Raw genomic sequence first — 12958 nt, forward strand, 5'->3', positions numbered from 1 at the left:
AAGTGGTACGGCATTCGTCCACTTGCGCTCGACCCTCTCCCCCTCCCCCTCCCCCCGTGACCTCTTCCTCAGACACCGCCCATTCGCGCCGCTGGCTGGTCCTCGCCATCCTCGGCCTCGCTCAGCTCATGGTCGTCCTCGACGCGACGATCGTGAACATCGCTCTCCCCTCCGCCCAGAAGGACCTCGGCTTCTCCGACGCGAGCCGCCAGTGGATCATCACCGCCTACGCGCTGGCCTTCGGCTCCCTGCTGCTGCTCGGCGGCCGCATCGGCGACCTCTTCGGCCGCAAGTGGGTGTTCGTCGCGGGCCTGGCGGGCTTCGCCGTCGCCTCCGCCCTCGGCGGCGTCGCCCAGAGCTTCGGCATGCTCGTCGCGGCGCGCGCGCTGCAGGGCGTGTTCGGCGCGATGCTCGCGCCCGCCGCGCTGTCGCTGCTGACCACCACGTTCACCGAGCCGGCCGAGCGCAACAAGGCGTTCGGCATCTTCGGCGCGATCGCGGGCAGCGGCGCGGCCGTCGGCCTGCTGCTCGGCGGCGTGCTGACCGAGTACCTCTCCTGGCGCTGGTGCCTCTATGTGAACCTCGCGTTCGCGGGCGTCGCCGTCGTCGGCGCGCTGATCCTGCTGACCAACTCGCGCCCGGCCGAGAAGCCGAAGCTCGACATCCCCGGCACCATCACCGGCTCGGTCGGCCTCTTCGGCCTCGTCTACGGCTTCTCGCACGCCGCCGAGACGAGCTGGGCCAACGGCACCACGATCGCCTCCCTCGTCGCCGGCGTCGTCCTGCTCGCGGCCTTCGTCGTGCTCCAGCAGCGCGTCGCGCACCCGCTGCTCCCGCTGCGGATCGTGCTCGACCGCGACCGCGGCGGCTCGTACCTCGCGATCGGGCTGTCGGGCATCGCCATCTTCGGCGTGTTCCTGTTCCTGACCTACTACCTGCAGCAGAACCTGGGCTTCTCGCCGATCAAGACCGGCCTCGCGTTCCTGCCGATGACGTTCGCCATCATGTTCTCGGCCACGACCTCGCAGACCAAGCTGCTGCCCAAGGTCGGGCCGCGGCCGCTGGTCGGCTCGGGCCTCGTGCTCGGCGCGATCGGGATGCTCTACCTGACCGGCATCAGCCCGGACTCCAGCTACGCCACCCACGTCCTGCCCGCGCTCATCGTCATGGGGTTGGGCTTCGGCCTGATCTTCGCCCCGGCGATCAGCAGCGCGACGCTCGGCGTCGATCCGCACGACGCGGGCGTCGCCTCGGCGATGGTCAACACCATGCAGCAGATCGGCGGCTCGATCGGCACCGCGCTGCTCAGCACGCTGGCGGCCAGCGCCACGACCTCGTACCTGCAGGGCAAGGGCCGGCCGACGCCGGACCTCGTCGCGACGGCCGCGGTCCACGGCTACACGACGGCGTTCTACTGGTCAGCCGCGATCTTCGCGGTCGCGGCGGTCGTCTGCACCGCGCTGCTGCGGCCGGGCGTCCCGGCGGCCGAGCGGGTGGGCGCCGGCGCCCCGGCGATGGCGCACTGATCGGATGGCCGTGATCGGTCCGCGCCAGCTTCCGAAGGACACTCACGAGGCCGGCCGCGCGTACGCGGCCGGCCTCGGCGCGCGGGTCGCAGGCCACCTCCGGGCCCACAGCGCGGCGTACGCGGTCGCCGTCGCGGTCGCCAGCGTCGCCTGGGGGCTGGAGCAGGTGGGCTGAGCCCGCCCCGGGGCGCCGGCCGGTACGGTGCGCCGGAGTGGGACCGCTCCTGCCGGACTCCGGACCTCGTGGTCCCCGCATCGCGCGCCGCGCGAAGGGCATCGCCGTCGAGGCCGGGGCGTTCGCCGTCGTCACGCTGACGCTGCCGCTCCTGCTGGCCGCGGCGGCCACCGTCGACCTCGTCCTCTGGGTGCTGCGGCGCAAGCCGTGGGTCGGCGTTCGCCTGGTGGCGATGTTGTGGTGGTTTCTCTTCGGTGAGCTGCGCGGCGTCGCCGGCCTCGGCCTCATCGGGCTCGCCTCGCTCGGGCGCGACACGCGCACGCGGCGCTTCCGCGTCTACCGCCTGCGCCAGCTCTGGGCCGCCGGCCACCTGAGCGGCGTGCGGCGCCTCTTCGGGTTGACGTTCGACGTGCGCGGGCTGGACGACGTCGCGCCGGGACCCGTGCTCATCCTCATGCGCCACGCGAGCATCATCGACAACACGCTGCCCGACGCGCTGATCGGCAAGGCCCATGACATGGGCCTGCGGTTCGTCATCAAGCGCGAGCTGCAGATGCTGCCGACGATCGACATCGGCGGGCGCTGGGTGCCGACGCACTTCGTGCGCCGCGGCTCGGGCGACACCGTGGGCGAGCTCGAGGACCTGCGCAAGCTGGCGATCGACCTCGATCCGCACGAGGGCGTGCTGATCTATCCGGAGGGCACGCGCTTCACGCCCGCCAAGCTGGCCCAGGCGATCGAGGCGATCGCCGAGCGGCAGCCCGCGCTGGCGCAGCGGGCGCGCGGGCTGCGCCATGTGCTGCCACCGCGCCTCGGTGGGCCGCTGGCGCTGCTGGAGGCGGGCCGCGGGACCGACGTGGTGTTCTGCGCGCACGTCGGCCTCGACGGCTTCGAGCGCATCTCCGACATCTGGCGGGGCGGGCTCGTGGGCGGCACCGTCTGCGCGCAGTTCTGGCGCTTCGACGCGGCAGAGGTGCCGGCCGAGCGCGAGGCGCTGGTGGCGTGGCTGTACGACCGCTGGCAGCAGGTCGACGACTGGGTCGGCGCGCACAAGGACTGAGGCGCGGGGCCGCCCGCCGCTAGGAGACTGTGTCGCTAGCGGGCGTGGAAGCCAGGCGGCCGGCGACGTGCAGGAGTCGGTAAGGGAAAGAGCAGGGCGCGGGAGCACAAACTCACGCCGGCCTGGCCAGCCCGGCCGCCGCGAAGCGGCCGACCGGGCCACCCGCTGAGTTGCAGTCTATGTGTACCCCTCGAGCACGTCAACGAGCAGGCCCTGTGCAACGCCGGGCGGTGGTTCGAAGGGATCTTCCGGCGGACGCGTGCCGCTGAAGAGGTCTTCGTAGACCTCCCACGTCATGACCTCCGGACGCCCTCGGCGAAGCAGGCGCACAACGATTTGCGCGCTGGGATATTGACCGGCGAGCTCGACGTCCTGCACGACGACGTCCGGTCCGTGCTTGGGACGATCGAGCAGCATCTTTCTGGCCGCATCAAGGCAGGCGGCTTCGTAGTCGTCGGGGTTGCCGTAAAGCGTGCCGAAACGTGACGGCCAGTGCGGATCGCGCTGGTTCATGACCTCAATTCCATCGAATGAACCGACCATATGAGGTGATGATGGCCTTGGCCTCCGGTTCGCCCAAGTCAGCGAGCGTCTCGTCAGCAACGATAACGACCCGCGTGCAGATCGCGCCGTTCTTCTCGTACTCGATGCCTAGATACTCGAGTGTGCCATTGCTCTGGCGCGTGGGGACGGACTGGAGCGCGATCTGGGTCGCCACGATGTCGTCCGGTCCCCATCCGTGCTTCGCTGCGACGTGTCGCCAGCCCCAGCCTTTCCAGCCCTTCTTGGCGCTGGGTGCAGTCCAGCCGACTTTCAGCGCCGTGTCGGTCTGACCGCCGTCCTCGGTCGTGCGGGTGAACGGCGTGACCACTCGGTATTGCGCCGGATGGTTGAACGCGGTGCTGACCGTCTGATCAGGGTCAGTGTCATCCGGGGTGGAGAGCTCGCAGCGTCGCTGACCGTCTTCGTCGGTCGTGGGCGGATTGCAGACGTTGCGGTCGACCGGATCACAGACATTGGGTTCGCCAAGTTCGAACTCCAGTTGCCGCTCCAATGTCGGGTATGCCCCTGACTCAAGGCCATTCCGAGTCCGGGTTGCGACCACGGTTGTTCCCGGGTCGGGGGGTGCAGCGTAGGTCTTGTTGTACGGCTGACCGTTGTAGTCCTCCACCGGCGTGCTCGCCGGAAGCTCATCCTCCTTGAGCCAGTAGCTCTCGACCGGAACCGGCGGCGCAACACACCAGCCCACCGTGGCGAATCCGGAGAGCACGCGGAACCCCTCGGGCGGTCCAGTGAGATATGCGCATGGACTGGCCCACCCTGCGAGAGGTTGACCGAGGTCCAGGTCTGTGACGAGTACGACCATTCAAGAAGCCAGCCGTCGGCCGGGAGAGGAGTGTTGTTGAACGCGCTCGCGCTCCCAGCGCTCCGGAACGACAGTGTCCCCTGAGCCGGTGATGCCTTCGGTTGCGGAGGGTCAGGAAGGCCGATTGTCAGGAACTTGGCATTGAAACCGGTTCCGATCTTCCACCCCAACTCAAACGTCCCAACCGCGAGGCCGATGCCGTGGTCAGTGAGGATCGCCTGGAAGCGGTGGCCGTCATGGTCGGTGAAACTCAGCTGCGCGCCGGGGTGGGCGCGCTCGCGGCGGACGATCACGCGCGACCCGGCCGGCCAGCCGTCCAGCTCCAGCAGATCGGTGATCTCGCAGACCTGCCCGTTGGGCCGTGGGCCGCCGTCCTGGTCCAGCGCGCACACCCAGTCCTGATCGGGGATCTTGAGGATCGCTTCGCGGACGGCGTCGGTGGGGTCGTAGCCGACCGAGTAGCGGATCCGGCCCTCCCGGCACCAGCCCAGCAGCTCATGGGTGGCGCCGGCGCCGTCGACGCGCAGCAGGAGGTCGATGTCCTCGATGTGCTCGGTGGGGATCTGCGCCAGCGCCTGCTCGGCGACCGCGATCTGGTCGGCGGCGGTGTTCGCGCCGGCGTTGCCCGGTCGCAGCTCGCCGGCCAGCGCCTCGCCGGTCTGATCGCCATAGGCCAACATGCCCAAAGCCGCCCTTGAAGGTGCCGGCCGCGCCCTCCTTGTCGGCGTGGCCGGCAATCAGCGTGGCGTCCAAGTCGATGTCCGACTCGGCGGGCGCGCCGATCAGCTGCCACGCGCGCGCCCGCGCGCCGGCGCGCGCGGCGTGCAACCGATCCAGCCCGTCGCGATCCGAGGCGATCCGGTCGATGACGCGAAACGCCGTCGAGGTCGACGCCACTTCCCCGAACAGCCTGCTGATCGCCCAGCGCGCCGAGGTCGGCCAGGCAGTCGCCGCCGTCGGCCAGCATCACCGCCAGATCGCGAACGACATGCCCGAGGTCATGCCCCGACCGTCGCTGCTTGAGATCGCCGAGGCGCAGCGACAGCGCCTTGGTCAGCCCGGTCTTATCGCGACGCGCGCCAGCGGCGCGCTGGTCGAGAAGCTGACCGCGAAGGTCGCCGCCCAGGATGAGCGGTTCGAGGACTGAGACGCGCGGCCGCCGCGCCGCTAGGAGCGTGGGTCCCTCATCCGCCGCGGGTTTCGCCCCCTGGGCGAACCCCCGCAAGGGAACCTGGCCCTCTGGGCCAGTGTTCCCCTAGCGCCCGACGGCCGAGGCGTCGCCGCCGAAGCGCTCGCGCAGCTCGCGCTTGAGGAGCTTGCCCGACGGGTTCTTGGGCAGCTCGTCGACGAAGTGCACCGCCTTGGGGAGCTTGAAGGCTGCGAGGTGCTCGCGCGCGTGGGCGAGCAGGTCCTCCTCGGTGGCCGGCTCCCGGGTGACGACGACCGCGGTGATCGCCTCGATCCAGCGCTCATGCGGCGTGCCGATCACCGCGACCTCCGCCACGGCGGGATGCAGGTAGAGCACTTCCTCGACCTCGCGGCTAGCGACGAGCACGCCGCCGGTGTTGATGACGTCCTTGACGCGATCGACGACGAAGATGAAGCCCTCGTCGTCGATCCGCACGAGGTCGCCGGAGTGAAACCAGCCGCCGGCGAACGCCTCCTCGGTCTCCTCGGGCTTGTCCCAGTAGCCGGTGCACAGCTGCGGCGAGCGGTAGAGCACCTCGCCCTGGCCGCCGGAGGGCGGGACGTCGTCGCCGTCGTCGCCGACGACCCGGATCTCGACGAACAGGACGGGGCGGCCGGCGGAGTCGGGCCGCGCGTCGTGCTCCTCGGGGCGCAGCACGGTGGCCAGCGGCGCGATCTCGGACTGGCCGAAGGCGTTGTAGAAGCCGACGCCGCGCAGCGCGTCGCGCAGGCGCTGCAGCACCGGCACGGGCATGATCGACGCGCCGTAGTAGGCCTTGCGCAGCGCCGTGAGGTCGCGCGTCGCGAAGTCGGGGTGCTCGGAGAGGGCGATCCACACGGTGGGCGGAGCGAAGAGCGCGGTGATGGAGTCCCGCTCGATGCGCGCGAGCATGTCGGTGGGGTCGGGCTGCTCGACGACGTGGTTGGTCGCACCGAGCATCAGGTAGGGCATCAGGAACGCGTGCATCTGCGCCGAGTGGTAGAGCGGCAGCGGGTGCAGCGGCACGTCGGAGGCGTCGAGGTCGAGCGCCACGACGCACGAGACGTACTCGCAGACGAAGGCGCGGTGGGTCATCATCGCGCCCTTCGGCGCCGCGGTCGTTCCCGAGGTGTACAGCAACTGGACGAGGTCGTCGTCGGCGACGCTGACGTGGCTGAGGTCGGGCACCTCGCCGGTCAGCGCCCAGGCCAGGACGTCGGCGAGCGGGTCGGCGCCGTCGCGCAGCGTGCCGCGGTGCACGACGTCCGGGAGGTCGCCGGCGATGGCGTCCACCGCGTGCTGCAGGCCCGGATCCGCGAACAGCGCAGCGCTGCCCGACTGGCCGACGATGTAGGACAGCTCGCCGCCGACCAGGTTGTAGTTGACGGGCACGTGGACCAGCCCGGCGCGGGCGCAGCCGAGGTAGAGCAGCAGGTAGGCGTCGGAGTTCGTGCCCACGCGGCGACGCGCTCGCCCCTGGCCAGGCCGAGCTCGAGGAGGCGCGCGGCGACGCGGCTGATCGCGTCGTCGAGCTCCTGGTAGGTCCAGCGGCGCTCGCCGAAGTGCAGCGCCGTGCGCTCGGGGAAGCGCCGCGCGCTGCGAGCGACCACGGCATCGACGGTGCTGGTCATCTCCATGCGCCCAACCTACCCGCGCTCTCAGCGTCGGGCTGTGGAGCCGCGGACGATCAGCTCGGACGGCAGCACCCGGTTGCGCGGGCGCTTGCCCTGCAGGCGCGCGTACAGGAGCTCGAAGGCCGCGGCGCCGAGGGCCTCGGGGTCGAAGTGCACGGTCGTCAGCGGCGGGCTGGTCAGCCGCGCGATGTCGAGGTCGTCGAAGCCGACCACGGCCACCTCGCCGGGGACGTCGACGCCCAGCTGGTTGGCGGCGGCGATCAGGCCGCTGGCCAGGACGTCGTCGTCGCACAGGACGGCGGTGGGGCGCTCGGGGTGGGTCAGCAGCGCGTGACCGGCGGCGATGGTGCTCTCAGCGTCGAAGCGACTCTCGACGACCACCTGCCGCGCCGGGTCCTGGCCGTGCGCGCGCAGGTGGGCGACCCACCGGGCGTGGCGGCGCTCGAACGTCTGGCCGCCGACCGCCGAGCGCACGTAGCCGATGCGCTCGTGGCCGAGCTCGCGCAGGTGGGCGAGCGCTGCGTCGGTCCCGCTCTCGACGTCGAGGCGCACGGACGGCAGCCGGCGCTGCTCGCTCTCGACGAGCACGACGGGCGGCGCACCCGGCGCGCGCAGCGACGGCGGCGGGTCGGCGGCGAAGTAGAGGAAGCCGTCGATGGTGCCGTCGCGCAGCGCCTCGACGGAGCCGTCGCCCCACGCGTTGCCGTAGTTGTCGTCGATGAGCACGACGACGTGGCCGACCTCCCAGGCGGCGCGGTGGGCGCCGCGCAGCGTGCGGCCGAAGAACGGGTGCGTCACGTCGCGGACCACGAGGCCGACGGCGGCCGCCGTGCCGGAGCGCAGCGCGCGGGCGGCGGCGTTGGGCCGGTAGCCGAGGTCGCGCGCGGCGCGGCGGACGGCCTCCGCGGTGGTCTCGGACACGCGGCCGACGGCCTTGCCGGAGAAGACGAGCGACACCGTGGTCTGCGAGACCCCGGCGTGCCGGGCGACGTCGATGCTCGTGACCTTGCGCGGGCTGCGTGAGGCGGCGCCGGTGACCGGCCGGGGGCTGCGGGAGTTCGAGGCGATGCCGGGACTTCATCACGCCGGCGCTCGACCTGCGCCGTCATACGTAGTACCGTTGTACGTATGACCCATCCCCTCCCCCTTCGTTCACCCACCCTTCTGGCGCGCAGTGCGCTCTTGGCCGTGGTGCTGGCGGGCTGCGCCGGCACCGCGGCATCGCAGGATCGCGTCGCCGCCGTCCCGGCATCCCGCGTCGCCATCCTCGCCGGCCCCGACGCTCGCGCGGCGGAGCTCGCCGGCGCGACCGACGGCGCCGCCGACGTCCGCACCGTCGGCGGATCGCTCGAGGCCCAGGCCGTGGCCACCGCCCTCGCCGGCGAGGGCTACACGACCGTCATCGGCGTCGGCGCCCAGGCCCGCGCCGCCGTGGCGCAGGCGGCCGCCGGCGAAGTCGGCGACGGCACGCGCTGGGAGTCGACGCGCTAGAGCGACACAGTCTCCTAGTCACACCAGGCACGCGTCGTGCGCGGCGGCGGCGACGTGGATCGAGGCCGTCACGGCGCCGCGCGCGTCCAGGATCGTGAGCGCGCCGGTGCCGAGCGACGGCGTGACCACCCGGGCCGCCGTGCGCTGCACGTTGTAGGAGCCGCGCGGGACGCGGGTGCGGCGGCGCACGTGGCCGTCGCTCAGCGCGTGGACGACCACCGTGCCGGCCTCTCCGCTGGCGACGTAGGCGACGTCGGGCCCGAAGCTCACGTGCTGCGGCGCGGCGTCGGCGCTCAGCGTGCGCAGGTGGCGGCGGGTGGTCGCGGCGTAGACCGCGATGCGCGGCACGCGCCCCGCTGTGACCCAGACGCGCCGCCCGCTCGGGGAGAAGCCGACGTCGTGGACGAGGAACGGCACGCGGAGACGGGCCGCCGGGCGCGGGCGTTCGGGGTCGCGCACGTCGACCACCGCGATCTCCGCGGCGCTCGAGCCGAGCGCGACCCACAGCCACCGGCCGTCGGGCGACAGCGCGAGATGGCGCGCGCCGTCACCCACCGCGACGCGCCGCACCACGCGCCCGGCCCGGACGTCGACGACGGCGAGCTCACCGTGGGCCGAGTCGCTGACGTAGGCGAGCGGCCGCCCGGGCGCGAAGGCCGTGTACCGCGGCGTGCCGAAGCCTCGCAGCACGCGGCGCACCCGCAGCGGCCGCCCCTCCAGCAGCGAGACGGCACCCGTCGCCGCGTGCCCGACGACGGCTCTGCCGGCCGGCCCGCTCTGGATGCTCCGCGGATCCTCGACCGTCGCGATCCGCCGCGTCACGCGTCGCCGTGCGAGCGACACGACCGCCAGGTGCGCCTCGGTGTCGGCGGTGACGAGCGCCGTGGTGGCGACGGCGCCGGCGCGCGCGGGCAGCGCCAGCCGCGCGCCGAGCACGGCCGGCGCGGCGGCGAGCACGGCCCGCTCCAGGAGCTCCCGGCGATCGAGCATGTCCTCCATACGTCGGGACGCGCCGCACGGGTCCCTCGCCCCCGCGCGGTCCGGAGATCACCGCGGCCGTCGCCCGGCGCCCCTCCCGCGCGACCGGCGCCGCTGCGTGGGTGGCGGTGGGCCGGCGTCCACGAGGACCACGTTGCGGTCGATCGCGTCGGTCGCGCAGCCGACGACGCCGGCCGCGTCGAGGAGCTCGGTCACGGAGTGGCCGGCGAGGGCCTCCTCGAGGACCCCGCAGAGCAGGCGCCGGAGCACGTCGGCCGCCGGCTCGGCGCCGGATGGGGCGGCGGCGGCGCAGCGGCTCATGTGGGCGACGATCTGCGAGAGGCTCGCGCCGGCGCGCACGAGCTCGTCGACCAGCTCGCCGATCGCCTCGGCGGGGGTGGAGTCAGGATCCTGGGTCATGCCCTACAAGGGCGCGACGACCGGGAACCCGCCCCCTGGATCGCCCGGGCCCGACGATCCGACGGGCGCATAGCCCGCATGGGTCACCCCGGAAACCCGGAGTTGTGATCTTCGAGATGTCGGCGTGTCGTAGCGCGGAACGGTCCTCGGACCACCGCTGCGCTCGGTCGTCCTTCCCATCCTCAGCCCTTTGGGGCAGGACGACCGAGGCTGCGGCTCGCAGGCCGCCGTCCCCCGCACGCGACAGAATGCGGTCATGAGCGGCCCGGACGCGACCCCGCCGTTCTGGCGCCGGCCGACCACCCCGGCCGAGCGCGCGTGACCATGCAGCTGGACCGCCGCGAGGTCGCGGCCATCTTCGCGGGCGGCTTCCTCGGCGCGGTGGCCCGCGCCGAGCTGAGCGAGGCCCTGCCGGCGGACCCCGGCCGCTGGCCGTGGGCCACGTTCCTGGTGAACATCGCCGGCGCGTTCCTGCTGGGGTACTTCGCGACACGCCTGCAGGAGCGCCTGCCGCTCTCGGCGTACCGCCGCCCGTTCCTGGGCACCGGGATCTGCGGAGGGCTGACGACCTTCTCGACGATGCAGCTCGAGCTGCTGCAGATGCTCGACGCCCACCGGATCGGGCTCGCGCTGGCCTACGCCGCCGCCAGCGTCGGCCTCGGCTTCGCCGCCGTCGCGTTGGCCACCAACCTGGTCCGGCGAGCGAGCTGGACTCGATGAGCGCGCTCGTCGTCCTCGGCGTCGGGCTGCTCGGCGGGTGCGGCGCCGTCGGCCGCTTCCTGCTCGACGGCGCGGTCAGCCGCCGGGTCCCGAGCGCGTTTCCCTACGGGACGCTCGCGGTCAACGTCACCGGCTCGTTCGCGCTCGGCGTCCTGACGGGCGCCGGCCTCGGCGGCGACGCGTACCGGCTGTGGGGCGTCGGCCTGATCGGCGGGTTCACCACGTTCAGCACCTGGATGTTCGAGAGCCACCGCCTCGCCGAGGAGGGCCAGGCGCGGCTCGGGGCGCTGAACCTCGCGGTCAGCCTGGTGCTCGGCGTGCTCGCCGCGCTCGCCGGACGCTCCCTGGGCGGTCTGGCATGAGCGACGACTGCGTCAAGCTCACCACCTACTTCGGCGAGCGCGCCCGGGCCGGCGGCGCGTTCCTCGCCGACGCGCTCGTCGACGTCTACGCGCGCCACGCGCTGCGCACCAGCCTGGTGCTGCGCGGCGTCGAGGGCTTCGGCGCCCACCACCGGCTGCGCACCGACCGCCTGCTGAGCCTGTCGGAGGACCTGCCGATGGTCTCGGTCGCCGTCGACCGTCCAGACCGCATCGACGCCGCCCTGGCCGACGTCCGCGCGCTGCCGCGCTTCACGGGCCTCATCACGCTGGAGCGCGCACGGATGCTGACCGATGGCGTCGACGTCGCTCCGGCGGCCGCCGGCGACACCAAGCTCACCGTCTACCTCGGCCGCCACGAGCGGCTCGCGGGCCGCCCCGCCGCCGCGGCGGTCGTCGACCTCCTGCACCGCCACGGCGTCGCCGGCGCCACGGTGCTGCTCGGCGTCGACGGAACCGCCCACGGTGTCCGCAGGCGCGCGCGCTTCTTCGCCCGCAACGCCGACGTCCCGGTCATGGTCCTCGCGGTCGGCGACCGCGACCGCATCGCGGCCGCGCTCCCCGCGGTGCACGCCGCGCACGACCGCGCGCTCGTCACGCTCGAGTCCGTCCAGATCTGCAAGCGCGACGGGCAGACGGTCGCCGCGCCGCGCCCGCTGGCCGACCGCGATCCCTCCGGCCTGCCGGTCCACCAGAAGCTCACCGTCTTCGCCTCGGAGCAGTCCCGGCACGACGGGCGGCCGCTGCACCGCGCGCTGATCCGCGCGCTGCGCGCCGAGGGCGCCGCCGGAGCCACGAGCCTGCGCGGGATCTGGGGCTACCACGCCGGCCACTCGCCCCACGGCGACACGCTGTGGCAGCTGCGGCGGCGCGTACCCGTCGTGGTCTCGATCATCGACACGCCGCAGCAGATCCAGCGCTGGTATCCGACCGTCGACCGCCTCACCGCCGCGACCGGCCTGGTCACCAGCGAGATGGTCCCCGCGGTGCACCTGGCCGGCGAAGCGCCCGGCGGTGTGCGGCTGGCCGCGCGCCCGACCTAGGGGTGCCGTAGGCGGCCAGCGAGGCCGAGGCCCGCGACGGCCAGCCGTCGCCGCCGGAGGTGGGTCCCCAGTCGCGACAGCGGCACCGTCTCCTAGCGCTACTTCTTGGCACCGGCCGCGCGCTCGATGAGCTTCGCGGTCGCGCCGGGGTGCGAGATGAACACGACGTGCGATGCGCCCTTGACCTCCACGGTCGTCGCCTTGATCCGCCTGGCCATGATCCGCTCGGCGGCCGTGCCGATCGCGAGATCCTTCCCGGCCACCATGTACCAGGACGGGATCGTCTTCCAGGCCGGCGCGCCGGACGGCTCGCCCAGGGCGGACACGGCGGCGGGACGCTGCGAGACCGCCATCTCCGCGGCCTTGCGGGCCGGCAGGTCGGCGCAGAAGATCTTGTGGAAGACGTCCAGCTTGATGTAGCCCTCGGGCGTCGGGGTGCCGTCGGCGCCGGGGAACGTGCGGATCGTCAGCGTCGCGGGGCCAATCATGCCGCCCTCGGCCAGCGCGCTGAGCCCGGCCGCGGTGTCGCCCTCGTCGGGGGCGTAGGCCGCGACGTAGACCAAGGCCTTCACGTTGGGGTTCCCGGTTGCCGCGTTGGTGATGACCATGCCGCCGTAGGAGTGGCCGACGAGGATGATCGGCCCGTCGACGGTGGCCAGGAAGCTCTTCACGTAGGCCGCGTCGGCGGCGACCCCGCGCAGCGGGTTGGCCGGCGCGACGACGGGATAGCCCGCGTCCTGCAGGCGGTCGATCACGCCCGCCCAGCCGGAGGCGTCGGCGAAGGCGCCGTGGACGAGCACGACCGTGGGCTTGCTCGTCTTCGTCGCGGCCGAGGCCGGCGAGGCGAGCAGCGCCACGCCCAGCAGGGCGGTGACGAGCGCGAGCGGCAGCCACGACCGCAGGGTGCGGCGGCGGGCCTTGGGCGGGACGAGCATGGCGACCTCCTGATCCGGTGGAGGACGGGCCGGGGGACCCGCCCGGTGCGGCACTGCGGCCA

Annotated in this window: 14 protein-coding genes and 2 pseudogenes; 8 read left to right on the forward strand and 8 right to left on the reverse strand. The window is 73.1% G+C overall.

The window, feature by feature from the left end; genetic code table 11:
* Window positions 1–56 precede the first annotated feature (56 nt).
* The 3 genes from VK501_RS10935 to VK501_RS10945 are packed head-to-tail and all read left to right on the forward strand — an operon-like array spanning window position 57 to window position 2761.
* Window positions 57–1526, forward strand: coding sequence for an MFS transporter (locus VK501_RS10935; protein ID WP_324337444.1), 1470 nt, complete (start codon window positions 57–59; stop codon window positions 1524–1526).
* 10 nt (window positions 1527–1536) lie between these two features.
* Window positions 1537–1701, forward strand: coding sequence for a hypothetical protein (locus VK501_RS10940; protein WP_324337445.1), 165 nt, complete (start codon window positions 1537–1539; stop codon window positions 1699–1701).
* 37 nt (window positions 1702–1738) lie between these two features.
* Window positions 1739–2761 (forward strand): 1-acyl-sn-glycerol-3-phosphate acyltransferase, encoded by a 1023-nt coding sequence (locus VK501_RS10945; RefSeq protein WP_324337446.1) that lies wholly within the window; start codon window positions 1739–1741, stop codon window positions 2759–2761.
* 177 nt (window positions 2762–2938) lie between these two features.
* Here VK501_RS10945 and VK501_RS10950 read toward each other — a convergent pair whose 3' ends face one another.
* From VK501_RS10950 to VK501_RS28900, 3 genes and pseudogenes are all read right to left on the reverse strand, one after another.
* Window positions 2939–3274: a hypothetical protein gene (locus VK501_RS10950; RefSeq protein ID WP_324337447.1), complete on the reverse strand. Its 336-nt coding sequence runs from the start codon at window positions 3272–3274 to the stop codon at window positions 2939–2941.
* A 4-nt stretch (window positions 3275–3278) separates the two neighbouring features.
* Window positions 3279–4031 carry a hypothetical protein gene (locus VK501_RS10955; protein ID WP_324337448.1) on the reverse strand — a complete coding sequence of 251 codons (753 nt, stop codon included), beginning with the start codon at window positions 4029–4031 and terminating at the stop codon, window positions 3279–3281.
* Window positions 4032–4429: 398 nt separating this feature from the next.
* Window positions 4430–4807, reverse strand: a pseudogene (locus VK501_RS28900) (transposase); the annotation flags it as partial.
* Between the two features lie 14 nt (window positions 4808–4821).
* Here VK501_RS28900 and VK501_RS10965 point away from each other — a divergent pair.
* On the forward strand, window positions 4822–5274 hold the full coding sequence (locus VK501_RS10965; protein ID WP_324337450.1) for a hypothetical protein: 453 nt from the start codon (window positions 4822–4824) through the stop codon (window positions 5272–5274).
* 108 nt (window positions 5275–5382) lie between these two features.
* On the opposite strand, the pseudogene VK501_RS10970 reads toward VK501_RS10965, so the two are convergent.
* Window positions 5383–6932 (reverse strand): annotated as a pseudogene (locus VK501_RS10970) (acyl-CoA synthetase).
* Window positions 6933–6953: 21 nt separating this feature from the next.
* A complete protein-coding gene (locus tag VK501_RS10975; RefSeq protein ID WP_414641169.1) occupies window positions 6954–7925 on the reverse strand; it encodes a LacI family DNA-binding transcriptional regulator in 972 nt (323 codons plus the stop codon).
* 132 nt (window positions 7926–8057) lie between these two features.
* On the opposite strand from VK501_RS10975, the gene VK501_RS10980 reads away from it, so the two are divergent.
* Window positions 8058–8420, forward strand: a complete 363-nt coding sequence (locus tag VK501_RS10980) for a hypothetical protein (protein ID WP_324337452.1) — start codon at window positions 8058–8060, stop codon at window positions 8418–8420.
* An 18-nt stretch (window positions 8421–8438) separates the two neighbouring features.
* Here the strand turns inward: VK501_RS10980 and VK501_RS10985 are convergent, their stop codons facing one another.
* A complete protein-coding gene (locus tag VK501_RS10985) occupies window positions 8439–9410 on the reverse strand; it encodes a hypothetical protein (protein WP_324337453.1) in 972 nt (323 codons plus the stop codon).
* 57 nt (window positions 9411–9467) lie between these two features.
* Window positions 9468–9818: a hypothetical protein gene (locus VK501_RS10990; RefSeq protein ID WP_324337454.1), complete on the reverse strand. Its 351-nt coding sequence runs from the start codon at window positions 9816–9818 to the stop codon at window positions 9468–9470.
* Window positions 9819–10142: 324 nt separating this feature from the next.
* On the opposite strand from VK501_RS10990, the gene crcB (VK501_RS10995) reads away from it, so the two are divergent.
* Genes crcB (VK501_RS10995) through VK501_RS11005 form a run of 3 tightly spaced genes read left to right on the forward strand, consistent with a single transcriptional unit; the run spans window position 10143 to window position 11961 of the window.
* Window positions 10143–10538, forward strand: coding sequence for a fluoride efflux transporter CrcB (gene crcB / locus VK501_RS10995; RefSeq protein WP_324337556.1), 396 nt, complete (start codon window positions 10143–10145; stop codon window positions 10536–10538).
* The gene (gene crcB / locus VK501_RS11000) at window positions 10535–10900 is read left to right on the forward strand and encodes a fluoride efflux transporter CrcB (RefSeq protein WP_324337455.1); all 366 of its coding nucleotides are present in this window, start codon (window positions 10535–10537) and stop codon (window positions 10898–10900) included. The genes crcB (VK501_RS10995) and crcB (VK501_RS11000) overlap by 4 nt, the downstream gene beginning before the upstream one ends.
* Window positions 10897–11961 carry a DUF190 domain-containing protein gene (locus VK501_RS11005; RefSeq protein ID WP_324337456.1) on the forward strand — a complete coding sequence of 355 codons (1065 nt, stop codon included), beginning with the start codon at window positions 10897–10899 and terminating at the stop codon, window positions 11959–11961. Before crcB (VK501_RS11000) ends, VK501_RS11005 begins: the two co-directional genes overlap by 4 nt.
* Before the next feature lie 98 nt (window positions 11962–12059).
* On the opposite strand, the gene VK501_RS11010 is transcribed toward VK501_RS11005, so the two are convergent.
* Window positions 12060–12896: an alpha/beta hydrolase gene (locus tag VK501_RS11010; RefSeq protein WP_324337457.1), complete on the reverse strand. Its 837-nt coding sequence runs from the start codon at window positions 12894–12896 to the stop codon at window positions 12060–12062.
* Window positions 12897–12958: the final 62 nt, after the last annotated feature.

Source organism: Baekduia sp., assembly GCF_035318805.1.
Lineage (GTDB): Bacteria > Actinomycetota > Thermoleophilia > Solirubrobacterales > Solirubrobacteraceae > Baekduia.